The sequence below is a fragment of the Serratia symbiotica genome, assembly GCF_000821185.2.
GTDB lineage: Bacteria > Pseudomonadota > Gammaproteobacteria > Enterobacterales > Enterobacteriaceae > Serratia > Serratia symbiotica.
The window spans coordinates 117,431-140,306 of the sequence record NZ_CP050855.1; the positions used below are offsets into that span (position 1 = coordinate 117,431).

Consider the following 22,876-nt stretch of genomic DNA (forward strand, 5'->3'; position numbering starts at 1 on the left):
AAATGATGTGTATTTAGTTTAGTTGCCCTATTCTGTGAATGTCAGAACCTTGCCGTACACTTTTAACACAAAGTGAAATTTGAACCTGATGCGAGTACAATCCGCGACCTTGCTCACTCCCGTACTGGTTGTTCGTATTTGTGCAAAGTTCCGTGTACCACTTTTGTGAAGAATGATGCAGGAAAAACAGACATAAATCCATTATTAACAAATGGATATGCGGTATTGAATATTGACGGAGACGGCAAATGAAGTTTGTAGATGAAGTAGCGATTCTGGTTGTTGCAGGTGACGGTGGTAATGGTTGCGTCAGTTTCCGCCGCGAAAAATATATCCCGAATGGTGGGCCTGACGGCGGCGATGGTGGTGACGGTGGCGATGTCTATCTGCTGGCGGATGAAAACCTCAATACGTTGATCGATCACCGATTTGTGAAAGCTTTCCGCGCCGAGCGCGGCCAAAATGGTCAAAGCAGTGACTGTACCGGCAAGCGTGGCAAAGATATCATCATCAAGGTGCCGGTCGGCACCCGTGTGAAGGATCAGGGCACTGGCGAGATCCTCGGTGACATGACCCGTCACGAGCAAAAGCTGATGGTCGCCAAAGGCGGCTGGCATGGCTTGGGTAACACCCGTTTCAAATCTTCAGTTAACCGTGCACCGCGTCAGAAGACGTTAGGAACCACTGGTGAGGCTCGCGACATTCTGTTGGAGCTGCTGCTGCTGGCCGATGTGGGCATGCTGGGTCTGCCTAATGCTGGCAAATCAACCTTTATCCGTGCGGTATCCGCCGCCAAGCCGAAGGTTGCCGACTACCCGTTCACCACGCTGGTGCCGAGCCTGGGTGTGGTACGCATGGATCATGAGCAGAGCTTTGTGATTGCCGATATCCCGGGGCTGATCGAAGGTGCCTCTGATGGTGTTGGCTTAGGCATCCGCTTCCTGAAGCATTTGGAACGTTGCCGCGTGTTATTACACCTGGTGGACATCGCGCCGATCGATGAATCCGATCCGGTAGAAAATGCCAAGATTATCATCAACGAATTGAATCAATACAGTGAAAATTTGGCGCAGAAGCCACGCTGGCTGGTTTTCAACAAAGTTGATTTACTCGATGAGGAAGAAGCCGCTGAACGTGCTAAGGCGATTGTAGCGGGCATGGGCTGGGAAGGTGAGTACTACTTGATCTCCGCCGCCAATCGCGAAGGCGTCAATGCGCTGTGCTGGGATGTGATGAATTTTATCAACACCCAACCGAAAGCGTTGGCGGTTGAAGAAAGTGCGCCAGAAAAAGTCGAATTCATGTGGGATAACTACCACCGTGAACAAATCGCCGAAGCTGAAGCGGAAGATGACTGGGACGAAGATGACGACGAAGGCGTCGAAATCATTTACCAGAAATAATCTGGTTCAAGAGGCTCAGCGGTGATGAGCCTCTTTACTTCATTATCTGGTATATGATTCTGTAGGTTGTGTCCGGCAATGGCTGGTGAGCGCCGCTGGCGGTTATTTGAACGCACAGCAAGGCGCAGGCAGTGAGGGTTGGTGAGCCATAAGCCTAGGGGTCGTGTTCAAATGGCCCCAGCCCTTTGGTTCGCGCTCTAATAGCCGGTACTCCGCGTTGCCGGGTTTGAACATAGGCCCTGTCCCTCCACCTTAATTATGGGCTTTTGTGTCTGCAACGGCGACAGGGGTAATCACCGGATACAGACTAGTTGGCTTTATAAATATCTCGGTACAGGCGGCTTTCGAAGCGTACCAGCGGCGCGCGGTGTTGTTTCTGATCTTCCGGCGGTACGGCGTAGCCCGACAGATATTGCACGAAGGCCAAACGTTGACCACTGGCGGTGGTGATGAAGCCTGCCAGGTTGTAGACGCCTTGCAATGCACCGGTTTTGGCCGACACCTTGCCATCGACGCCGGCTTCGTGTAGCCCACCACGGTAACGTAAGGTGCCGTCATAGCCGGATAACGGCAGCATAGAGATAAAGTCCAGCTCGTTGTCATGCTGCGCGATATACTGTAGTGCCTGCATCATGGTCGCTGGGGCCAGCAGGTTATGGCGCGATAGGCCGGAACCGTCTACTACAACGCTGTTGCCCAGATCGATGCCGGCTTTCTGGCGCAGCACCTGACGTACTGCATCACCACCTGCACGCCAAGTGCCTGGTACGCCGAAGTGTTCATAGCCTAGGGTACGAAATACCGTATCGGCGATCATGTTATCCGATTTTTTCAGCATTATTTTCAATAAATCATGCAGCGGTGCAGACTGCGTCTGAGTGATCACCGTACCGGTAAGACCCGGCTGGGTTTGGCGTTTCAGATGGCCGTCGATCTGGATGCCTGCCTGCGTCAATTCATCTTTCAAGATAGCTCCTGCATAGCTGGCACCGTCCTGGATGGCAAACGCCAGCGGCAGCGGATCATTGCGCTGGATCAGGCAGCCGGTCAGGGTAAAGCGATTCAACTCACCGTGCACCACGTCTAACTCGCAGTATTGGGCGTTGGTAGAGCCTCTTGCCAACGTGCGTACTTGGCTGAACACGTTGACCGGGTAATAGGAGGCAACGCGGATAAATGCTATATCTCCTGGGTTTGGTGCACTGTACAGCGATACCGAAAAGCAGTTGCGATCGATAATCGCCGCTGCTGGTGGCGCACTGAAGCACTGTGTCATGTCGTTCCACGGCCAACCGGGTGCCTTATCGTGGCTAGCGAACATTGAAGTATCGACCAGCACGTTGCCGGTAATCCGGTGGACACCCTGTTTCTTTAGGATCTCCACCATGTGACGCAAGCTTTGGCGCTTGAAGGTCGGATCGCCGCTGAAGCGGGCGATCAGATTGCCGTACAGCACGCCGTCTCTGATGCCGCCCTGGCTCTCCAACGTGGTAGTGAAGCGATAGTTTGGCCCGAGCTGTAATAATGCCGCTAGCGCTGTTAGCACCTTCTGAGTACTGGCTGGTAATGCCATTTGTTGAGAGTGATAATCGATGGCTGGTGTGGGGGTGCCGATCTTCTGAACTACCAGGGCTAAGTTGGCTCCAGCAGGTAAATATTGTGTGTAATTTTTAACCGAGGTCGCCTGCGCATTCAGAACAAATGCGCCAGTCAATGCACTGACAATTCGTGAAAAACGCATAATCTTGGGACATCAGTTGGATAACGTGCCGACATACTACGGTGCATTCAGGGAAAAAGTAAACGATGACCCCTGAGGAACTCTAGGATAAAATGCAAAATCGATCCTGTCCTGGGTCAGGTTTCTTTATATCTATCGCTTGGCGGTGGGGCGATGAGCTAACCGTGTTTTCATACGAACACGTCAGGATGACGGTTATTTGAACAGGAAAGATTTAGAGGTATTTATACGATGAAACAGATCCCGATGACCTTGTTTGGCGCTGAAAAACTGCGCGAAGAACTTGAATATCTGAAAAGCGTGCGCCGTCCAAAAATCATTGCCGACATCGCCGACGCCCGCGAGCACGGTGATTTGAAAGAAAATGCCGAGTACCATGCTGCCCGTGAGCAGCAGGGATTCTGTGAAGGGCGTATCCAGGAAATTGAAGCAAAATTGTCCAACGCGCAAGTGATCGATATCACTAAAATACCGAATACTGGCCGGGTGATTTTTGGTGCCACTGTATCGGTGTTGAACCTGGATAGCGAGGAAGAAGTTACCTACCGCATCGTTGGCGATGATGAAGCTGACTTTAAGAAGAATCTGATTTCGGTCAATTCACCAATGGCACGTGGTTTGATCGGCAAAGAGCAGGACGATGTCGTGGTGATCAAAACTCCTGGCGGTGATGTGGATTATGAAATCCTGAAGGTCGAGTATCTCTGATCGTACCCACTGAGGCAGAAATGCCCAAGTGGGTTGTAAAGAAAGGAAAAAGGCCACCAGTGACCTTTTATCTGAATCAGGTGCATGGCATTTTTGCGTTAACTTGATCCTTAATTAACGCGGTATATTGATCTTGCGCTCTTTCGATGGGCGGTAAAGAATAAGCGTATTACCAATGACTTGCACGTTGCAGGCACCGGTTTCACGCACGATAGCGTCGGCGATCAAGGTTTTGGTTTCGCGATCTTCAGCCGCGATTTTTACCTTGATCAGCTCATGATGTTCCAGAGCTTGTTCAATTTCAGCCAGCACCCCCTCGGTGAGACCGTGATTACCCAGCATGACAACCGGTTTTAACGGATGCGCTAGACCTTTCAGGTGCTGTTTTTGTTTATTATTCAGATGCATTGTCTTTTTTACTTAAGTTGGGATTGAAAACCAGACATTCTACCGCCATCTCATGTGTATCGCCAAATCGGTCTTTATCGATGGGGGTTTACATGAGCAGCGATCCTGGCATAAGACTCTCTTTATGATAGTTGGAAAACGAGATGGCTAATAAAAAGCGATCTGCTAGCTCTAGTCGCTGGTTGCAAGAACACTTTAGTGATAAATATGTGCAGCAGGCGCAGAAAAAAGGGCTGCGTTCCCGCGCCTGGTTTAAACTTGATGAAATACAGCAGAGTGACAAACTGTTCAAACCGGGCATGACCATAGTGGACTTGGGGGCAGCGCCGGGTGGCTGGTCGCAATACGTGGTTACCCAAATCGGCGGTGCGGGTCGCATCGTTGCTTGTGATATTTTGCCAATGGATCCTATCGTTGGCGTTGATTTCCTTCAGGGCGATTTTCGTGATGAATTGGTGCTCAAAGCCCTGTTGGAACGTGTAGGTGAGAGTAAGGTTCAGGTAGTTATGTCCGACATGGCTCCGAATATGAGCGGCACCCCGGCCGTCGACATTCCAAGATCGATGTATCTGGTGGAATTAGCATTGGAGATGTGTCGTGATGTCCTCGCACCAGGCGGAAGTTTCCTGGTGAAGGTGTTTCAGGGAGATGGCTTTGACGAGTACCTACGGGAAATTCGCTCCCTGTTTACGAAGGTTAAGATTCGTAAGCCAGACGCTTCCCGCGCCCGTTCGCGCGAAGTGTACATTGTAGCGACAGGGCGCAAGCTGTAGTACCCTAACGCTGTTTGTTAACACAGTTGTAATATGAGGTTCATCCCTTGAGTGACATGGCGAAAAACCTAATTCTCTGGTTAGTCATCGCAGTAGTATTGATGTCTGTATTCCAGAGTTTTGGGCCCAGCGAGTCGAATGGCCGTAGGGTAGATTATTCTACCTTCATGTCTGAACTGACCCAGGATCAGGTTCGCGAAGCGCGAATTAGCGGACGCGAGATTAACGTTACCAAGAAAGACAGTAGCAAATACAAGACTTACATCCCTGTCAACGATCCCAAGTTGTTAGATACGTTGTTAACCAAGAATGTGAAAGTTGTCGGTGAGCCGCCTGAAGAGCCGAGCTTGCTGGCCTCTATCTTTATTTCGTGGTTCCCGATGTTGTTGCTGATCGGGGTTTGGATCTTCTTTATGCGCCAGATGCAAGGCGGTGGCGGTAAGGGTGCGATGTCCTTCGGCAAGAGCAAGGCTCGCATGCTGAGCGAAGATCAGATCAAGACCACTTTTGCTGATGTTGCCGGTTGTGATGAAGCGAAAGAAGAAGTGAGCGAACTGGTGGAATACCTGCGCGAACCGAGCCGTTTCCAAAAGCTGGGCGGCAAGATCCCTAAAGGCGTGCTGATGGTTGGCCCACCGGGGACCGGTAAAACGCTCTTGGCGAAAGCGATCGCTGGCGAGGCAAAAGTCCCGTTCTTTACCATTTCCGGTTCTGACTTCGTGGAAATGTTTGTTGGTGTGGGGGCCTCCCGTGTGCGCGACATGTTCGAGCAGGCCAAGAAAGCAGCACCTTGCATCATCTTCATTGATGAAATCGATGCCGTAGGTCGTCAACGTGGTGCCGGCCTGGGTGGCGGTCACGATGAACGTGAGCAGACCCTGAACCAAATGCTGGTGGAGATGGATGGTTTTGAAGGCAACGAAGGCATCATCGTCATCGCGGCAACCAACCGCCCTGACGTTCTTGATCCGGCGCTGCTGCGACCAGGCCGTTTTGACCGTCAGGTGGTTGTCGGCTTGCCGGATGTGCGCGGTCGTGAGCAGATCCTGAAGGTACATATGCGCCGTGTGCCGTTGGATGCTGATATCGATACCTCCGTCATTGCTCGAGGTACACCAGGCTTCTCTGGTGCTGACTTGGCCAACCTGGTCAACGAGGCGGCATTGTTCGCTGCCCGTAGTAACAAACGTGTGGTATCAATGGTTGAGTTCGAAAAAGCTAAAGACAAGATCATGATGGGTGCGGAACGTCGCTCCATGGTGATGACCGAAGCGCAGAAAGAATCGACCGCATATCATGAAGCAGGTCACGCTATCATCGGTCGTCTGGTACCAGAACACGATCCGGTTCACAAGGTCACCATTATCCCGCGTGGCCGAGCACTCGGCGTGACTTTCTTCCTGCCGGAAGGCGATGCAATCAGCGCCAGCCGTCAGAAGCTGGAGAGCCAAATCTCCACCCTTTATGGTGGCCGTCTGGCGGAAGAGATCATCTACGGGTCGGAAAATGTGTCTACTGGGGCGTCGAACGACATTAAAGTGGCGACCTCCATCGCCCGCAACATGGTGACTCAATGGGGTTTCTCTGAGAAGCTGGGGCCGCTGTTGTATGCAGAAGAAGAGGGCGAAGTGTTCCTTGGCCGTTCCGTCGCTAAGGCGAAACACATGTCGGATGAAACCGCACGCATCATTGATCAGGAAGTAAAATCTCTGATTGAACGCAACTACGCGCGCGCGCGTTCACTGTTGATGGAAAACATGGACATCCTGCATTCAATGAAGAATGCACTGATGAAATATGAAACCATTGATGCGCCGCAGATCGACGATCTGATGAACCGCCAAGACGTACGCCCGCCAGCGGGTTGGGACGATGCAAACAAAGGTAATAGCCCCGAAGCCGGCGGCACGCCAAAAGCGCCGACGTCAGTAGAAGAATCGCACACGCCGAGTCCAGGCAATAACCATGTTTGAACAGCTCGACAAGTCACTTCTGCTATGTGGTAACATTAAACCCCGGCCTACCGGGGTTTTTACTGCCCGGTAGGCAGTGAACCAGGCAACAGTCAGGTGGATGATATCCATCATACTTGAATGCATCTGTGTTGGCTGCGCAGTTATTCGGCCCATCTGTGGGTCTCACCCCCTCGGGGCCGCTGCATGCCGCGTTCAAATTTATTAGGAATCACATCCTTGTGATTGCCTTTGCGGCATTCAAATCGGTTCCTGAGCGATTTGTCCCGGCAGATTTGTCACCTCAGTGACTTACTTGAGTAAGCTCCTGGGGATTAATGAGGCTCCCCCTGCGGGCCAGCGCAAGTGCTGCTCAAATCGATTCTTGGCAGATTTGTCACGCTCTTGCCGCTGTGATGTCACTCCAATTATTTAGGGTATAGCCATGCAGTTAGCCGTGCGCGACATGACGCTCAATCTCTCCCATCCGCAGGTGATGGGCATCCTCAACGTGACGCCGGATTCGTTTTCTGACGGTGGTCGTTACAACCAACTCAATCAGGCACTGTTGCATGCGCATGCGCTGATTTCGGCTGGTGCTACCATGATCGACGTGGGAGGCGAATCCACCCGGCCGGGGGCGGCAGAGGTCAGTGAGGATGAAGAGATTGCACGGGTGGTACCGGTAGTGGAGGCATTGGCGCAGCGTTTCGAGGTGTTTATCTCGGTTGACACATCTAAAGCGGGGGTGATCCGCGAGTCGGCACAGGCGGGAGTGCATCTGATTAACGATATCCGCTCGTTGCAGGAACCCGGCGCGTTGGCTGCCGCTGCCGAAAGCGGCTTGCCGGTGTGCCTGATGCACATGCAGGGGCAGCCACGCACTATGCAGCAGGCACCGCATTACGATGACCTGATTGCTGATGTGAAGATGTTTTTTGAGCGTCATATCAAGCGTTGCCATGATGCCGGGATAACAAATCAGCAATTGCTGCTCGACCCAGGCTTCGGGTTTGGTAAAACTCTAGCACACAACTACCAGCTTTTGGCTCGGTTGTCGGAATTTCACCGCTTCGGTCTGCCGCTGATGGTGGGGATGTCACGCAAGTCGATGATTGGACAGCTACTGAACGTGCCGCCTGATCAACGCGTCATCGGCAGCGTGGCTTGCGCAGTGATCGCTGCGATGCAGGGCGCGCAGATTATCAGAGTGCATGACGTTAAAGAAACCGTTGAGGCGATGCGTGTCGTCGAGGCAACACTTTCAGCTAAGGGACAGTAGAAACATGAGTAAGCGCAAATATTTTGGCACTGATGGTATTCGTGGCAAGGTCGGTGATAGCCCAATCACCCCGGACTTCGTGCTGAAACTGGGCTGGGCGGCCGGTAAAGTGCTGGCGCGTCACGGCTCTCGCAAAATCATCATCGGTAAGGATACCCGCATTTCCGGTTATATGCTGGAGTCTGCACTGGAAGCTGGCTTGGCAGCCGCAGGGTTGTCCGCTTCCTTCACCGGCCCGATGCCGACGCCGGCGGTAGCCTACCTGACACGCACTTTCCGCGCTGAAGCCGGTATCGTGATTTCTGCCTCGCACAACCCGTTCTACGATAACGGCATCAAGTTTTTCTCGATCGACGGGGCCAAGTTGCCGGATGACGTTGAGGAAGCGATTGAAGCCGAGATGGAAAAACCGCTGACTTGTGTGCAGTCCTCCGAGTTGGGTAAAGCCAGCCGGATTATCGACGCCGCTGGCCGTTACATCGAATTCTGCAAAGGCACCTTCCCTAGTGAACTGAGCCTGAAGGGGTTGAAAATTGTGGTCGATTGCGCCAACGGTGCCACCTACCACATTGCGCCGAGCGTGTTGCGTGAGCTGGGTGCTACAGTGATTGCCATCGGCGTCGCACCGGATGGCATGAACATTAATGAGAAATGTGGCGCGACCGATGTCCGCCAGTTGCAGCAATGGGTGCTACAAGAAAAGGCGCATGTTGGGCTGGCGTTCGACGGTGATGGTGACCGTGTGATGATGGTGGATCATTTGGGCAACAAGGTGGATGGAGACCAGATCCTGTATATCATTGCTCGGGAAGGACTGCGTCAAAGCCAGTTGCGCGGTGGTGTTGTCGGTACACTGATGAGCAATATGGGGTTAGAGTTGGCGCTGAAGCAACTGGGTATCCCGTTTGCGCGTGCCAAAGTGGGTGATCGCTACGTGCTGGAAAAGCTGCAAGAACTGGGCTGGCGCATCGGCGCGGAGAACTCCGGCCATGTGATCCTGCTGGACAAAACCACAACCGGCGATGGCATAGTGGCTGGGTTGCAGGTGCTGACTGCGATGGTGAGTAATCACATGAGCCTGTATGATCTGTGCAGCGGCATGAAGCTGTTGCCGCAGATCCTGATCAACGTGCGTTTCGAGGGCGAGCACAACCCGCTGGAATCCGCTGAAGTGCGTAAAATTACTGAACAGGTTGAAGCTGAGTTGGTCGATCGCGGCCGTGTGTTGTTGCGCAAATCCGGCACCGAACCGCTTATCCGTGTGATGGTGGAAGGTGAGGATGAACAGCAGGTGACTGTACTGGCACAGCGCATCGCTGACGCGGTGAAATCAGCCGGTTATCAGCAAAAATAATTGTTGGTGTTTTTTTCTGCAAACGCATTGTTGGCAGAAAATTGCCCTTGCGCGGTTTAGCGGCTTTAGTTAGTATTCACACCCGCTTAAGTAGGCAGTGTACAAAAGTGCCTGCGACTTCTTTTTAGAAGCTTTGAGGTGAAAAGCATTTGGCATGCGGTTGAAGCCGCAAGGACACGGGTACGACTATGTACGAAGCTCTTCTGGTAATTTTCCTACTGATCTCAATCGGGCTAGTTGCTCTGATTATGCTGCAGCAAGGTAAAGGCGCTGAAGCTGGAGCCTCTTTCGGAGCAGGTGCCTCTGGCACATTGTTTGGTTCGAGCGGTTCCGGTAACTTTATGACCCGTATGACTGCGGTGTTGGCGACGTTGTTTTTCGTCATTAGCCTGATTTTGGGCAACCTCAGCAGTAACAAAAGCAAAAAAGGTAGCGAGTGGGAAAATTTGGGTCAGCCAGTGAAGTCTGAGCAAACTACCGTGCCGTCGGCACCAGCCAAGCCGAGCAGTGATATCCCGCAGTAAGCAGCAACAATGCTTGAAACCGTGGTTGTATCTGGATAATTGCAACGGCTGCTAGCAGTAAGAATCAGTACCGAGGTGGTGGAATTGGTAGACACGCTACCTTGAGGTGGTAGTGCCCTAACGGGCTTGTGGGTTCGAGTCCCATCCTCGGTACCAAATCCAAGAGATAGCTTGCAATTTTGCGATTTTTTGCGTATATTCGGCACGTTTTCGGACGCGGGGTGGAGCAGCCTGGTAGCTCGTCGGGCTCATAACCCGAAGGTCGTCGGTTCAAATCCGGCCCCCGCAACCACTTTCCTTTAAGTGTTGATTTTCAAATACACTTTTCGAATGAAATCCACTTTTCTCGAACAACATTTGAAAATGACACTTGCTTGAAAGTTGCACCGAAGTCGCTCAGCGGCACATAGGGTCCAGTTACATAACGCCCCGATTTTTCGGGGTTTTTTGTTATTTGGCAGCAGAATCACTGGGCTATTTAGCCCTTTTTTTATGTCTTGGGGGTGGAGTTTGTCCACATTAGAGCAAAAGTTAACTGAGATGCTTTTAGCACCGGTAGAAGCGTTGGGTTTTGAGCTTGTAGGCATTGAATTTATTCGTGCGCGCCAATCTACGCTCCGCATCTATATTGACAGTGAAAACGGCATTAATGTTGATGATTGCGCTGATGTCAGCCACCAAGTTAGCGCTGTATTGGATGTCGAAGAACCAATCGCAGTCGCTTACAACTTGGAAGTCTCCTCTCCTGGCCTTGATCGCCCGATGTTCACCGCAGAACACTACACGCGTTTTCTCGGTGAAGAAGTCAGCTTGGTTCTGCGCATGGCAGTTCAGAACCGCCGCAAGTGGCAAGGTATTATCAAGTCTGTCGAAGGCGAAATGATCACGGTTACTGTAGATGGGAAAGATGAAGTGTTTGCGCTGAGCAATATCCAGAAAGCGAACCTGATACCCCACTTTTAAAGTTTGGATGAGGCACTTAGGATGAATAAAGAGATTCTGGCTGTTGTTGAAGCAGTTTCCAATGAAAAATCCCTTCCGCGTGAAAAGATTTTCGAAGCGTTGGAAACCGCTTTAGCCACCGCCACCAAGAAAAAATATGAGCAGGAAATCGACGTCCGCGTCAGCATTGATCGCAAAACCGGCGATTTCGATACCTTCCGTCGTTGGGTCGTCGTTGATGAAGTGACGCAGCCCACGCGTGAGATCACGCTGGAAGCGGCTCAGTATGAAGAGCCAGACATTGAATTGGGCGGATATATCGAAGATCAGATCGATTCCGTCACCTTTGACCGCATCACCACTCAGACGGCCAAACAGGTTATCGTGCAGAAAGTACGCGAAGCCGAGCGCGCGATGGTGGTTGACGCTTTCCGTGAACACGAAGGCGAGATCGTCACTGGCGTGGTGAAGAAAGTTAATCGTGATAGCATCGCGCTGGATCTGGGTAGCAACGCCGAAGCAGTGATTGGCCGTGAAGACATGTTGCCGCGCGAAAACTTCCGCCCTGGTGACCGCATCCGTGGCGTGCTTTACGCCGTGCGTCCTGAAGCCCGGGGTGCGCAATTGTTCGTCAGCCGTTCCAGCCCAGAGATGCTGAAAGAGCTGTTCCGCATTGAAGTGCCGGAAATCGGCGAAGAAGTGATTGAGATTAAAGCGGCAGCCCGCGATCCCGGTTCCCGTGCAAAAATTGCAGTAAAAACCAACGACAAACGCATCGACCCAGTCGGTGCCTGCGTGGGTATGCGTGGTGCACGCGTTCAGGCCGTTTCGAGCGAGCTCGGCGGTGAACGCATCGATATCATCCTGTGGGATGATAACCCTGCGCAGTTCGTCATCAACGCCATGGCCCCGGCAGACGTCGCCTCGATCGTGGTTGATGAAGATAATTGCACCATGGATATCGCCGTTGAAGCCAGCAATCTGGCACAGGCGATCGGCCGTAATGGCCAAAATGTGCGTTTGGCCTCCCAGTTGTTGAAACAGCATCGCGACGATGACCGTTGGGAACTGAACGTGATGACGGCGGATGATTTGCAGGCCAAGCACCAGGCCGAAGCACATGCCGCTATTGATACCTTTACCAAGTATCTTGATATCGACGAAGATTTCGCTACCGTTCTGGTTGAAGAAGGCTTCTCCACTTTGGAAGAGCTGGCCTACGTGCCAATCAAAGAGCTGTTGGAAATCGACGGTCTGGATGAAGATACGGTTGAAGCGTTGCGCGATCGCGCCAGAGCTGCATCGACCACGCTAGCCCTGGCTCAAAAAGAGAGCCTGGGTGGCCAAGAACCTGCAGAAGATTTACTCAACCTGCCTGGTCTTGAGCGCAGCATGGCCTTTAAACTGGCCGCGCGTGGGGTTGGTACGCTGGAAGATCTTGCCGAGCAGGGTGTTGATGATCTGGCTGATATTGAAGGGCTTAGCAACCAGCAAGCCGGCGAGTTGATCATGGCCGCACGTAATATCTGTTGGTTTGGCGACAACGCGTAATAAACTGTAGCAGGAAGGAACAGCATGACAACAGATGTAACCGTAAAATCGCTGGCAGCAGAGATTCAGACTTCGGTTGATCGCCTGGTACAGCAGTTTGCTGATGCAGGGATCAACAAGGCTGAGTCGGATGCTGTGACCCAGCAAGAAAAAGAAACCTTGCTGGCGCACCTGAACCGTGAACACGGCAGTGTGCCGAACAAACTCACTTTGCAGCGCAAAACGCGCAGCACCTTAAATATTCCGAGCACCGGCGGTAAAAGTAAATCGGTGCAAATTGAGGTTCGCAAGAAACGCACCTATGTAAATCGCAATACGCAGGAAGCCCAACAGGTTGAAGCGGCAGAGCAGGCACAGCGTGAAGCGGAAGAACAGGCACGGCGTAATGCAGAAACGAAACGTGCAGCCGGAGAGCAAGCCAAACGTGAGGCCGCAGGAATTGCTAAGCGTAATTCAGCGGAAAAAGAAAAAGTGACCAATCAACATACCGATGAAATGACCAAGCCAGCTCAGGCAGAAAAAGCACGCCGTGAAGCCGAAGCGGCTGAACTGAAACGTAAAGCGGAAGAAGAAGTACGCCGGAAGGTCGAAGAAGAAGCCAAACGCGTGGCGGAAGAAGCGCGCCGTATGGCTGAAGAGAACGGTGAGAAGTGGGCCGAAGCTGAAGCAGCAAGCGCTGCAGTTGAAACTGCCGATTACCATGTGACCACCTCTCAGCACGCCCGTGCCGCCGAAGACGAAAACGACGCTAAAGTTGAAGGTGAGCGCCGCACCCGTACCCGTGGTGGTAAAGCGACTAAGCAGAAGAAAGGCAATAAGCTTTCTGAGTCTAAAGCAGATCGTGAAGAAGCACGTGCTGTAACGCGTGGCGGTAAAGGAAAACGGAAGCCAAGCAGTTTACAGCAGGGCTTCAACAAGCCAGCTCAGATGGTTAACCGTGACGTGGTGATTGGTGAAACCATCACCGTGGCTGAATTGGCCAACAAAATGGCGGTGAAAGGTTCTCAGGTCATTAAAGTGATGATGAAGCTGGGTGCCATGGCCACCATCAACCAGGTCATCGATCAGGAAACTGCACAGCTAGTGGCTGAAGAGATGGGCCACAAGGTTATCCTGCGTCGCGAGAATGAGCTGGAAGAAGCGTTGATGAGTGACCGTGATACCGGCGCTGCGGCTGAGTCGCGTGCACCAGTGGTGACCATCATGGGCCATGTTGACCACGGTAAAACCTCTTTGCTGGACTACATTCGCTCTACCAAAGTGGCGGCGGGCGAAGCTGGCGGTATTACCCAGCACATTGGTGCTTATCACGTAGAAACCGACAACGGCATGATCACCTTCCTGGATACTCCGGGCCACGCCGCTTTTACTTCCATGCGCGCCCGTGGTGCTCAGGCGACTGATATTGTGGTGTTGGTGGTTGCTGCCGATGATGGCGTGATGCCACAAACCATTGAAGCTATCCAGCATGCGAAAGCGGCGCAGGTGCCATTGGTGGTTGCAGTTAACAAAATCGACAAGCCGGAAGCTGATGCGGATCGCGTTAAGCAGGAGCTGTCCCAGTACGGCGTGATGCCGGAGGAGTGGGGTGGCGAAGCGCAGTTCGTCCATGTTTCTGCGAAAGTCGGTACCGGTATCGACGAACTGCTTAATGCTATCTTGTTGCAGGCTGAAGTTCTCGAACTGAAAGCGGTGCGCAGTGGCATGGCTAGTGGCGTGGTGATCGAATCCTTCCTAGATAAAGGCCGTGGCCCGGTGGCGACCATTCTGGTTCAGGAAGGTACGCTGAACAGAGGTGATATCGTGCTGTGTGGCTTTGAATACGGCCGCGTGCGTGCGATGCGTGATGAATTGGGCCACGAAGTGGCCTCCGCTGGCCCATCTATTCCGGTGGAAATCCTGGGTCTGTCCAGCGTTCCAGCAGCGGGTGATGAAGCAACCGTAGTGCGTGACGAGAAAAAAGCGCGTGAAGTTGCACTATATCGTCAAGGTAAGTTTCGCGAAGTCAAACTGGCGCGCCAGCAGAAATCTAAGCTGGAGAATATGTTCTCCAACATGACCGACGGGGAAGTTTCTGAGCTGAACATCGTACTGAAATCTGATGTACAGGGTTCTTGCGAAGCGATTATGGATTCATTACTGAAGCTTTCTACTGACGAAGTGAAGGTGAAAATTGTCGGTTCCGGCGTAGGCGGCATTACTGAAACCGATGCCACACTGGCAGCAGCCTCCAACGCGATCATTCTGGGCTTCAACGTCCGTGCTGATGCCTCTGCACGCCGCGTGATTGAAGCAGAAAACCTGGATCTGCGCTATTACTCGGTAATTTATAGCCTGATCGACGAAGTGAAGCAGGCGATGAGCGGCATGCTGGCACCTGAGTACAAACAGCAGATTATCGGCTTAGCCGAAGTGCGTGACGTCTTCAAATCACCGAAATTCGGTGCTATCGCCGGTTGTATGGTCACTGAAGGGACGATCAAACGTCATAACCCTATCCGAGTTCTGCGTGCCAACGTGGTTATCTATGAAGGTGAGTTGGAGTCCCTGCGCCGCTTCAAAGATGATGTTAATGAAGTCCGTAACGGCATGGAGTGTGGTATCGGTGTTAAGAATTACAACGATGTACGTGTTGGCGACATGATTGAGGTGTTCGAAATCATCGAAATCCAGCGCACCATTGCTTAACGACTGTACATCTGCTGATGACCTAAAATAATTCGAGTGGCCTCAAGACAGCAACTGAGCGTATCTCCAGGTGCACAGACAACTATGCCACTGAGGTGAGTGAAGAGGGTCAACAAAGAGGCAATTTTAAGTATGTTGGGTAATATCTGTTAACGGGGGCCTTTGTGCCCCCCGATTTGTCTGGAGAGTCCAAAATGGCAAAAGAATTTAGCCGTAGTCAACGCGTAGCGCAAGAGATGCAGAAAGAGATTGCGATCATTTTGCAACGTGAAATCAAAGATCCGCGCATTGGCATGGCCACCGTATCCGGCGTAGAAATTTCCCGCGACCTGGCCTACGCCAAGGTTTACGTTACCTTTCTGAACGTGTTGGCTGAAAATCATGATCCAGACCAGGTGACCAATGGCATTAAAGCATTGCAGGATGCAGCCGGTTATATCCGCACGTTACTTGGCAAAGCCATGCGTTTGCGTGTGGTGCCGGAGCTGACGTTCGTCTACGACAACTCGCTGGTGGAAGGCATGCGCATGTCCAACCTGGTGACCAACGTGGTGAAGAATGACGCCGAACGCCGTTGCGCATCGGGCGATGACGAGGAGGCTTAAATGAGTCGCCCTCGTCGCCGTGGCCGTGATATCCACGGCGTACTGTTGTTAGACAAACCGCAGGGCCTGTCGTCTAACGATGCTTTGCAAAAAGTGAAGCGCCTGTACAACGCCAATCGCGCAGGTCACACCGGCGCGCTCGATCCGTTGGCGACCGGCATGCTGCCGATCTGCCTGGGCGAAGCGACCAAGTTCTCGCAGTTCCTGCTCAATTCTGACAAACGTTATCGGGTGATCGCCAAACTAGGGCAGCGTACCGATACCTCGGACGCCGATGGTCAGGTTGTGCAGCAGCGCCCGGTGAGTTTCACCCAGGCGCAGCTAGATGTGGCGCTGGATAACTTCCGTGGCGACCTCCGACAGGTGCCATCAATGTATTCGGCACTGAAGTATCAGGGCAAGAAACTCTATGAGTATGCGCGCCAAGGCATTGAAGTGCCGCGTGAAGCACGCAGCATCACCGTTTATCAGCTACAGGTTGTTCGCTGCGAAGGGGATGAACTGGAGTTAGAAATCCACTGCTCGAAAGGCACTTACATCCGCACTATCATCGACGATCTCGGTGAACTACTGGGCTGCGGTGCGCATGTGATCTACCTGCGCCGCCTGCAAGTGGCGACTTATCCGATCGAACGTATGGTGACGTTGGAACAACTGAATGTTTTACTGGCGCAGGCGATTGCGCTGGATGAATTGCTTGATCCATTGCTGATGCCGATGGACAGCCCGGTTGAGAACTATCCAGAAGTGAATCTGTTGCCTGTAGTGGCGGGTTATGTCAAACAAGGGCAGCCAGTGCAGGTTGCTGGTGCGCCGGCTTCTGGCATAGTGCGCATCACCGAAGGCGAAAAACGTAAATTTATCGGCGTAGGTACCATCGCCGACGATGGTCGTGTGGCACCACGCCGCCTAGTGGTCGAACGTGTCGATTAAGGGTGGGTAAAGTGCGCGTATCCCCCTGTAGCTTGAAGGATGCCGGGGATAAGAGTAGAATAGCGCGGCTTATGCATTAGGTTGCTGAATTAGAGATCGGCACCTGTAGTTATCATCTATAATCTGGAGTATTACCATGTCTCTAAGTGTTGAAGTTAAAGCTCAAATCGTGGCTGATTTTGGTCGTGATGCTAACGATAGCGGTTCTACCGAAGTTCAGGTTGCCCTGCTGACTGCGCAGATCAACCATCTGCAAGGCCACTTCTCCGAGCACAAAAAAGATCACCATAGCCGTCGTGGTCTACTGCGTATGGTTTCTCAGCGTCGTAAGCTGCTGGATTACCTGAAGCGTAAAGATGTGGCACGTTACACCAGCCTGATCGGGCGTTTGGGTCTGCGTCGCTAGTCTAGCTAGTTTCAGTGGAAAAGGGGCCTATCATGGCCCCTTTTTTCTAGGAAGCATAAGCAAATCAGGTTAATGTATTGCTTGATGCTCCCAAAACAGGTTTTTCCGTTACAGAGGTTCGCGCGACTAATGAGAGGCTTTATCCCCAGCTTGAGATAAAGCCTCTCATTAGTCGCGAGGATGTAGTGGAAAGGTAAGTCAAGTCATAGGCGTGTCGAGTCGTCATTACGATGGGTACGCCGTTAATCAAGGACATAATTTTGCTGACACCGATCATTCGCAAATTCCAGTATGGCCAGCATACCGTCACCATCGAAACCGGTATGATGGCACGTCAGGCCACCGCCGCCGTTATGGTGAGTATGGATGACACCGCTGTATTCGTCACCGTAGTGGGCCAGAAAAAAGCCAAGCCGGGTCAAAGTTTCTTTCCGCTGACCGTAAACTATCAGGAACGTACCTACGCTGCTGGCCGCATACCGGGCAGTTTCTTCCGTCGTGAAGGCCGCCCGAGCGAGGGTGAAACGCTGACCTCACGTCTGATTGACCGTCCAATCCGTCCTCTGTTCCCGGACAACTTCCTGAACGAAGTACAGGTGATCGCCACCGTGGTCTCTGTCAACCCGCAAGTTAACCCAGATATCGTCGCAATGATTGGGGCCTCTGCCGCCCTGAGCCTGTCCGGTATTCCGTTCAACGGCCCAATTGGTGCAGCACGCGTGGGGTACATCAACGACCAGTATGTACTGAACCCAACGACCGACGAACTGAAAATAAGTAGCCTGGATCTGGTGGTTGCTGGCACTGCTGGCGCGGTGCTGATGGTTGAATCTGAAGCTGATGTGCTAAGCGAAGATCAAATGCTGGGGGCGGTGGTGTTTGGTCACCAGCAACAGCAGGTGGTGATCGAGAGTATCAACTCTCTGGTTGCTGAAGCTGGCAAGCCTAAGTGGGACTGGCAGGCACCTGTGGTCAATGCAGCACTGCATGCACGCGTGGCCGAACTGGCCGAAGCCCGCTTGGGCGACGCTTATCACATTACCGAGAAACAAGAGCGTTACGCTCAGGTAGATGCGATCAAGGACAGCGTGGTTGAAACCCTATTGGTGCAAGATGAAACGCTGGACGCTTCAGAAATTCAGGACATCCTGAGCAGCGTCGAGAAAAACGTGGTGCGTAGCCGTGTGCTGCGTGGAGAACCACGTATCGACGGCCGCGAGAAAGACATGATCCGTGGTCTGGATGTGCGTACTGGCGTACTGCCGCGCACCCATGGTTCCGCGCTGTTCACCCGTGGTGAAACACAGGCGTTGGTTACCGCGACACTGGGCACTGCGCGTGATGCACAGAACCTGGATGAACTGATGGGCGAAAAGACCGACAGCTTCCTGTTCCATTACAACTTCCCGCCGTATTCCGTTGGCGAAACCGGCATGGTCGGTTCACCTAAGCGCCGCGAAATTGGTCATGGCCGTCTGGCAAAACGTGGCGTATTGGCTATGATGCCTAAACTGGAAGATTTTCCGTACACGGTGCGGGTGGTTTCTGAAATTACCGAATCCAATGGGTCTTCTTCCATGGCTTCGGTCTGTGGTGCTTCTCTGGCGCTGATGGATGCAGGCGTGCCAATCAAGGCTGCTGTTGCGGGTATCGCCATGGGGTTGGTGAAAGAAGCGGATAACTTTGTGGTTCTGTCCGACATTCTGGGTGATGAAGATCACCTAGGTGATATGGACTTCAAAGTGGCCGGTAGCCGTGACGGTATCACCGCGCTGCAAATGGACATTAAAATTGAAGGCATCACCCGCGAAATCATGCAGGTGGCACTGAACCAAGCCAAAGGGGCGCGTCTACATATCCTGAGCGTGATGGAACAGGCAATCAGCGTGCCGCGTGGCGATATTTCTCAGTTCGCACCACGTATTCACACTATCCGCATCAGCCCGGATAAAATTAAAGACGTGATCGGTAAAGGCGGCTCGGTGATTCGTGCGCTGACCGAAGAGACTGACACCACCATTGAAATTGACGATGATGGTACAGTTAAAATCGCTGCGACTGACGGTGAGAAAGCGAAATTTGCTATCCGTCGTATTGAAGAGATCACCGCAGAGATTGAAGTTGGCCGCATTTATCAAGGTAAGGTCACTCGTATCGTTGATTTCGGCGCGTTCGTCGCTATCGGCGGGGGTAAAGAAGGCTTGGTACACATCTCTCAAATTGCCAACAAGCGTGTTGAGAAAGTCACTGACTATCTGCAAATGGGTCAGGAAGTGCCGGTTAAAGTACTGGAAGTTGACCGTCAGGGCCGTGTACGTTTAAGCATCAAAGAAGCGACTATGCCAGAAACGGAGTCGCCTCCTGCAGTTGAAGCAGAATAACCGTATAGATATATTTGCAGCTCCCTGCCATAGGGTCGGGAGCTATTTGTATCGCTGCCTGGGTAGGAACTCGTGTATTTAGCAAACGGAGGATAGGGCGTTCATTTAATGTTTGTCTTCGGGAGTGGGAAATGAAGCCTTTCTTGCGCTGGTGGTACGTTGTGACAGCACTCATGCTGGCAGGATGCAGCAACCATGATTGGCGTAAAGACGAGGTTTTGGCGATCCCACTGCAGCCTACGCTGCAGCAAGAAATGATCCTGGCACGTATGGAACTGATACTTGCCAGCCGGGCACTGACGGGCGATGAGCGTGCGCAGCTTTTATATGAGCGTGGTGTGCTGTATGATAGCCTCGGGCTACGTGCACTGGCGCGCAATGATTTTTCGCAAGCGCTGGCGATACGTCCTGATATGCCTGAAGTTTTCAACTACCTAGGCATTTACTTAACGCAGGCAAGCAATGTTGATGCTGCCTATGAAGCGTTTGATTCTGTATTAGAGCTTGATCCAACTTACAATTACGCGCGTTTAAACCGAGGCATCGCGTTGTATTATGGCGGCCGCTTCTCGTTGGCGCAGGATGATCTGCTGGCGTTTTATCAAGACGACCCAAACGATCCCTTCCGTTCGTTGTGGCTGTATCTTGTGGAACGAGAAATCGATCCCAAAAAGGCTGACATAGCACTCAAGCAGCGTTATGACAAAGCGAACCGAGGGCAATGGGGATGGAATATTGTCGAATTCTACCTGGGCAACATTAGCGAAAAAACGCTGATGTCACGCCTCAAGGTAGATACAACGGATAACACTTCGCTCGCTGAGCATCTCAGTGAAACTGACTTCTATTTAGGTAAACACTACCTGAGTCTGGGGGACAAGAACACCGCTTCGGCGCTGTTCAAACTGACGGTGGCTAATAACGTAAATAACTTCGTTGAGCACCGCTATGCATTGTTGGAATTGGCGCTTTTAGGCCAAGAGCAAGACAACTTATCAGAATCGGACCAGCAATAGCTGACGAACACTTCTACCCAATAGGTTTCAAGTTGCGGCAAGTCGGCAATCGAACGGATCCCTGGAGCTTAGTTTGCTAAGTGATGAGGGTGAGGGAGAGCAGCTAACACTGCGGTGGCTTGAAAGATGAAGGATTATCAGCCTGATAGACATTGGTTTTACAGCCAAAGTTATCGCCTTCACGGGTGAGGGTTTTCTTGTTCGTTTTATAAACTAATTTGAGCCGGTTCACATTTTTCAATGAAAATGACTGAAAATTTTCTCGACGAGTTATGTAGACTGGCTGCCATTATTAATGAGGCATGTGTACATGACTACTGAGTTTGAAATCTCTTTTGCTGATCTGGGGCTATCTGCTCCGATCATTTCCGCCCTGACTGACCTGGGCTATGAAAAACCATCACCGATCCAGGCTGAGTGTATTCCTCACCTGTTGAACGGTCGCGATGTGCTGGGCATGGCACAGACCGGTAGTGGTAAAACCGCAGCATTCTCGCTGCCACTATTGCATAATCTGCAGGCTGACCTGAAGGCACCTCAGATCCTGGTGCTGGCACCGACCCGCGAACTGGCGGTGCAGGTTGCTGAAGCTATGACTGATTTCTCCAAACACATGCATGGTGTGAATGTTGTTGCTCTGTACGGTGGCCAACGTTATGACGTACAGTTGCGCGCTCTGCGTCAGGGGCCACAAATTGTGGTAGGTACACCAGGTCGTCTATTGGATCACCTGAAACGCGGCACCTTGAATCTCTCTAACCTGAGCGGCTTGGTATTGGATGAAGCCGATGAAATGTTGCGCATGGGCTTTATCGAAGACGTAGAAACCATCATGGCTGAGATCCCGGCTGAACATCAGACCGCACTGTTCTCCGCTACCATGCCAGAGGCGATCCGCCGTATTACCCGCCGCTTTATGAAAGATCCACAGGAAGTGCGCATTCAGTCCAGTATAACTACCCGTCCAGACATCAGCCAGAGCTATTGGACGGTGCACGGCATGCGTAAAAACGAAGCGCTGGTACGCTTCCTGGAAGCCGAAGATTTTGACGCAGCGATCATTTTTGTGCGCACCAAAAATGCCACGCTGGAAGTGGCCGAAACGCTGGAGCGCAGTGGTTACAGCAGCGCTGCGCTGAACGGTGATATGAACCAGGCGTTGCGCGAGCAGACCTTGGAACGTCTAAAAGATGGTCGTCTGGACATCCTGATCGCCACCGACGTTGCGGCCCGTGGTCTGGATGTTGAACGCATCAGCTTGGTAGTAAACTACGATATCCCGATGGACTCCGAGTCTTACGTTCACCGTATTGGCCGTACCGGCCGAGCAGGCCGCGCAGGCCGTGCGCTATTGTTTGTGGAAAACCGTGAACGTCGCCTGCTGCGCAATATTGAACGTACCATGAAGCTGACTATCCCAGAAGTAGAACTGCCCAACGCAGAACTGCTGGGTGAGCGTCGTCTGGCCAAATTTGCCGCTAAAGTTCAGCAACAACTGGAAAGTCGCGATCTGGACATGTACCGTGCGCTATTGGCTAAACTGCAGCCGGAAGAAGAGCTGGACATGGAAACCCTGGCTGCCGCATTGCTGAAGATGGCTCAGGGTGAACGTCCGCTAATTCTGCCGCCGGATCCCGTATTCAAGCCACGTCAGCGTCGTGAGTTCAATGATCGTGACGATCGTGGCAATGATCGCCGCCGTAATATACGTTCAGACAGCCGTGACGGTGACCGTCCGCGCCGTGAACGTCGTGACGTTGGTGAGATGCAACTCTACCGCATTGAAGTGGGTCGTGATGACGGTGTGGAAGTTCGTCATATCGTTGGCACTATCGCTAACGAAGGTGATATCAGCAGCCGTTACATCGGTAATATCAAGCTGTTTGCTTCCCATTCCACCATCGAACTGCCGAAAGGGATGCCGGGCGAGATCCTGAATCACTTCACTCGCACCCGTATCCTGAACAAGCCGATGAATATGCAACTGCTGGGTGATGCGCAGCCGAATGAACGCAGTGGACATAGCCGTCTATTCAACGGCGAACGCCGTGAAGGTGCACCGCGTCGTTCCGCTGGTGGTGGAGACCGTCGCAGCGGTAATTTCAACCGTGACGGTAAACCAGCACCGCGCCGTGATGACTCAGCGCCTACGGTTTCTCGCCGTCGGTTTGGTGATGCATAACCGCAGATTTGACCGTTCGTGGTCAGT

Annotated in this window: 19 protein-coding genes and 2 tRNA genes; 19 read left to right on the forward strand and 2 right to left on the reverse strand. The window is 52.4% G+C overall.

Annotated features, from left to right (window positions below; translation table 11 throughout):
* Positions 1-248: 248 nt before the first annotated feature.
* Positions 249-1,403 (forward strand): Obg family GTPase CgtA, encoded by a 1,155-nt coding sequence (cgtA, locus tag SYMBAF_RS00660; RefSeq protein ID WP_040264519.1) that lies wholly within the window; start codon positions 249-251, stop codon positions 1,401-1,403.
* 307 nt (positions 1,404-1,710) lie between these two features.
* On the opposite strand, the gene dacB is transcribed toward cgtA, so the two are convergent.
* Positions 1,711-3,144 (reverse strand): serine-type D-Ala-D-Ala carboxypeptidase, encoded by a 1,434-nt coding sequence (dacB, locus tag SYMBAF_RS00665; protein WP_040264518.1) that lies wholly within the window; start codon positions 3,142-3,144, stop codon positions 1,711-1,713.
* Between the two features lie 231 nt (positions 3,145-3,375).
* Between dacB and greA the strand changes: the two genes are divergently transcribed.
* A complete protein-coding gene (gene greA / locus SYMBAF_RS00670) occupies positions 3,376-3,852 on the forward strand; it encodes a transcription elongation factor GreA (protein WP_006709344.1) in 477 nt (158 codons plus the stop codon).
* A gap of 114 nt (positions 3,853-3,966) precedes the next feature.
* Here the strand turns inward: greA and yhbY are convergent, their stop codons facing one another.
* A complete protein-coding gene (gene yhbY, locus SYMBAF_RS00675) occupies positions 3,967-4,260 on the reverse strand; it encodes a ribosome assembly RNA-binding protein YhbY (RefSeq protein ID WP_040264517.1) in 294 nt (97 codons plus the stop codon).
* Between the two features lie 143 nt (positions 4,261-4,403).
* Between yhbY and rlmE the strand changes: the two genes are divergently transcribed.
* The 17 genes from rlmE (at position 4,404) to SYMBAF_RS00760 (ending at position 22,849) form a co-directional block, all read left to right on the forward strand.
* Complete coding sequence (gene rlmE / locus SYMBAF_RS00680; protein WP_040264516.1) at positions 4,404-5,033, forward strand: 23S rRNA (uridine(2552)-2'-O)-methyltransferase RlmE; 630 nt, start codon at positions 4,404-4,406, stop codon at positions 5,031-5,033.
* 56 nt (positions 5,034-5,089) lie between these two features.
* Positions 5,090-7,006: an ATP-dependent zinc metalloprotease FtsH gene (gene ftsH / locus SYMBAF_RS00685; RefSeq protein WP_040264515.1), complete on the forward strand. Its 1,917-nt coding sequence runs from the start codon at positions 5,090-5,092 to the stop codon at positions 7,004-7,006.
* A gap of 424 nt (positions 7,007-7,430) precedes the next feature.
* A complete protein-coding gene (folP, locus tag SYMBAF_RS00690; RefSeq protein WP_006709348.1) occupies positions 7,431-8,267 on the forward strand; it encodes a dihydropteroate synthase in 837 nt (278 codons plus the stop codon).
* A 4-nt stretch (positions 8,268-8,271) separates the two neighbouring features.
* A complete protein-coding gene (gene glmM, locus SYMBAF_RS00695; protein WP_040264514.1) occupies positions 8,272-9,621 on the forward strand; it encodes a phosphoglucosamine mutase in 1,350 nt (449 codons plus the stop codon).
* Positions 9,622-9,809: 188 nt separating this feature from the next.
* The gene (secG, locus tag SYMBAF_RS00700; RefSeq protein ID WP_040264513.1) at positions 9,810-10,145 is read left to right on the forward strand and encodes a preprotein translocase subunit SecG; all 336 of its coding nucleotides are present in this window, start codon (positions 9,810-9,812) and stop codon (positions 10,143-10,145) included.
* Positions 10,146-10,214: 69 nt separating this feature from the next.
* A tRNA-Leu gene (locus SYMBAF_RS00705) sits at positions 10,215-10,301 on the forward strand.
* A 59-nt stretch (positions 10,302-10,360) separates the two neighbouring features.
* Positions 10,361-10,437, forward strand: a tRNA-Met gene (locus tag SYMBAF_RS00710).
* Positions 10,438-10,655: 218 nt separating this feature from the next.
* A complete protein-coding gene (rimP, locus tag SYMBAF_RS00715; RefSeq protein WP_071837606.1) occupies positions 10,656-11,108 on the forward strand; it encodes a ribosome maturation factor RimP in 453 nt (150 codons plus the stop codon).
* 21 nt (positions 11,109-11,129) lie between these two features.
* Positions 11,130-12,638, forward strand: coding sequence for a transcription termination factor NusA (gene nusA / locus SYMBAF_RS00720; RefSeq protein ID WP_040264511.1), 1,509 nt, complete (start codon positions 11,130-11,132; stop codon positions 12,636-12,638).
* A 24-nt stretch (positions 12,639-12,662) separates the two neighbouring features.
* Entirely contained in the window at positions 12,663-15,326 is a 2,664-nt protein-coding gene (gene infB, locus SYMBAF_RS00725; protein WP_040264510.1) for a translation initiation factor IF-2, read from the forward strand.
* Between the two features lie 194 nt (positions 15,327-15,520).
* Positions 15,521-15,931, forward strand: coding sequence for a 30S ribosome-binding factor RbfA (gene rbfA / locus SYMBAF_RS00730; protein WP_006709354.1), 411 nt, complete (start codon positions 15,521-15,523; stop codon positions 15,929-15,931).
* Entirely contained in the window at positions 15,932-16,864 is a 933-nt protein-coding gene (gene truB / locus SYMBAF_RS00735; protein ID WP_040264509.1) for a tRNA pseudouridine(55) synthase TruB, read from the forward strand. It begins immediately after the preceding gene.
* Between the two features lie 136 nt (positions 16,865-17,000).
* On the forward strand, positions 17,001-17,270 hold the full coding sequence (gene rpsO / locus SYMBAF_RS00740; RefSeq protein WP_006709356.1) for a 30S ribosomal protein S15: 270 nt from the start codon (positions 17,001-17,003) through the stop codon (positions 17,268-17,270).
* A gap of 260 nt (positions 17,271-17,530) precedes the next feature.
* Positions 17,531-19,651, forward strand: a complete 2,121-nt coding sequence (gene pnp / locus SYMBAF_RS00745; RefSeq protein ID WP_040264623.1) for a polyribonucleotide nucleotidyltransferase — start codon at positions 17,531-17,533, stop codon at positions 19,649-19,651.
* Between the two features lie 131 nt (positions 19,652-19,782).
* Positions 19,783-20,667 carry a lipoprotein NlpI gene (nlpI, locus tag SYMBAF_RS00750; protein ID WP_040264508.1) on the forward strand — a complete coding sequence of 295 codons (885 nt, stop codon included), beginning with the start codon at positions 19,783-19,785 and terminating at the stop codon, positions 20,665-20,667.
* Positions 20,668-20,913: 246 nt separating this feature from the next.
* Positions 20,914-20,988 carry a protein YrbN gene (gene yrbN, locus SYMBAF_RS18235; RefSeq protein WP_226020408.1) on the forward strand — a complete coding sequence of 25 codons (75 nt, stop codon included), beginning with the start codon at positions 20,914-20,916 and terminating at the stop codon, positions 20,986-20,988.
* Positions 20,978-22,849 carry a DEAD/DEAH family ATP-dependent RNA helicase gene (locus SYMBAF_RS00760; protein ID WP_040264507.1) on the forward strand — a complete coding sequence of 624 codons (1,872 nt, stop codon included), beginning with the start codon at positions 20,978-20,980 and terminating at the stop codon, positions 22,847-22,849. The genes yrbN and SYMBAF_RS00760 overlap by 11 nt, the downstream gene beginning before the upstream one ends.
* Positions 22,850-22,876: the final 27 nt, after the last annotated feature.

Excerpts from the sequence above, each read along its gene's own strand:
- secG (WP_040264513.1), top strand. The coding sequence starts at position 9,810 with ATGTACGAAGCTCTTCTGGTAATTTTCCTACTGATCTCAATCGGGCTA.
- rbfA (WP_006709354.1), top strand. The coding sequence starts at position 15,521 with ATGGCAAAAGAATTTAGCCGTAGTCAACGCGTAGCGCAAGAGATGCAG.
- yhbY (WP_040264517.1), bottom strand. The coding sequence starts at position 4,260 with ATGCATCTGAATAATAAACAAAAACAGCACCTGAAAGGTCTAGCGCAT.
- nlpI (WP_040264508.1), top strand. The coding sequence starts at position 19,783 with ATGAAGCCTTTCTTGCGCTGGTGGTACGTTGTGACAGCACTCATGCTG.
- nusA (WP_040264511.1), top strand. The coding sequence starts at position 11,130 with ATGAATAAAGAGATTCTGGCTGTTGTTGAAGCAGTTTCCAATGAAAAA.
- ftsH (WP_040264515.1), top strand. The coding sequence starts at position 5,090 with ATGGCGAAAAACCTAATTCTCTGGTTAGTCATCGCAGTAGTATTGATG.
- infB (WP_040264510.1), top strand. The coding sequence starts at position 12,663 with ATGACAACAGATGTAACCGTAAAATCGCTGGCAGCAGAGATTCAGACT.
- greA (WP_006709344.1), top strand. The coding sequence starts at position 3,376 with ATGAAACAGATCCCGATGACCTTGTTTGGCGCTGAAAAACTGCGCGAA.
- truB (WP_040264509.1), top strand. The coding sequence starts at position 15,932 with ATGAGTCGCCCTCGTCGCCGTGGCCGTGATATCCACGGCGTACTGTTG.
- rlmE (WP_040264516.1), top strand. The coding sequence starts at position 4,404 with ATGGCTAATAAAAAGCGATCTGCTAGCTCTAGTCGCTGGTTGCAAGAA.
- dacB (WP_040264518.1), bottom strand. The coding sequence starts at position 3,144 with ATGCGTTTTTCACGAATTGTCAGTGCATTGACTGGCGCATTTGTTCTG.
- folP (WP_006709348.1), top strand. The coding sequence starts at position 7,431 with ATGCAGTTAGCCGTGCGCGACATGACGCTCAATCTCTCCCATCCGCAG.
- cgtA (WP_040264519.1), top strand. The coding sequence starts at position 249 with ATGAAGTTTGTAGATGAAGTAGCGATTCTGGTTGTTGCAGGTGACGGT.
- rpsO (WP_006709356.1), top strand. The coding sequence starts at position 17,001 with ATGTCTCTAAGTGTTGAAGTTAAAGCTCAAATCGTGGCTGATTTTGGT.
- SYMBAF_RS00760 (WP_040264507.1), top strand. The coding sequence starts at position 20,978 with ATGACTACTGAGTTTGAAATCTCTTTTGCTGATCTGGGGCTATCTGCT.
- glmM (WP_040264514.1), top strand. The coding sequence starts at position 8,272 with ATGAGTAAGCGCAAATATTTTGGCACTGATGGTATTCGTGGCAAGGTC.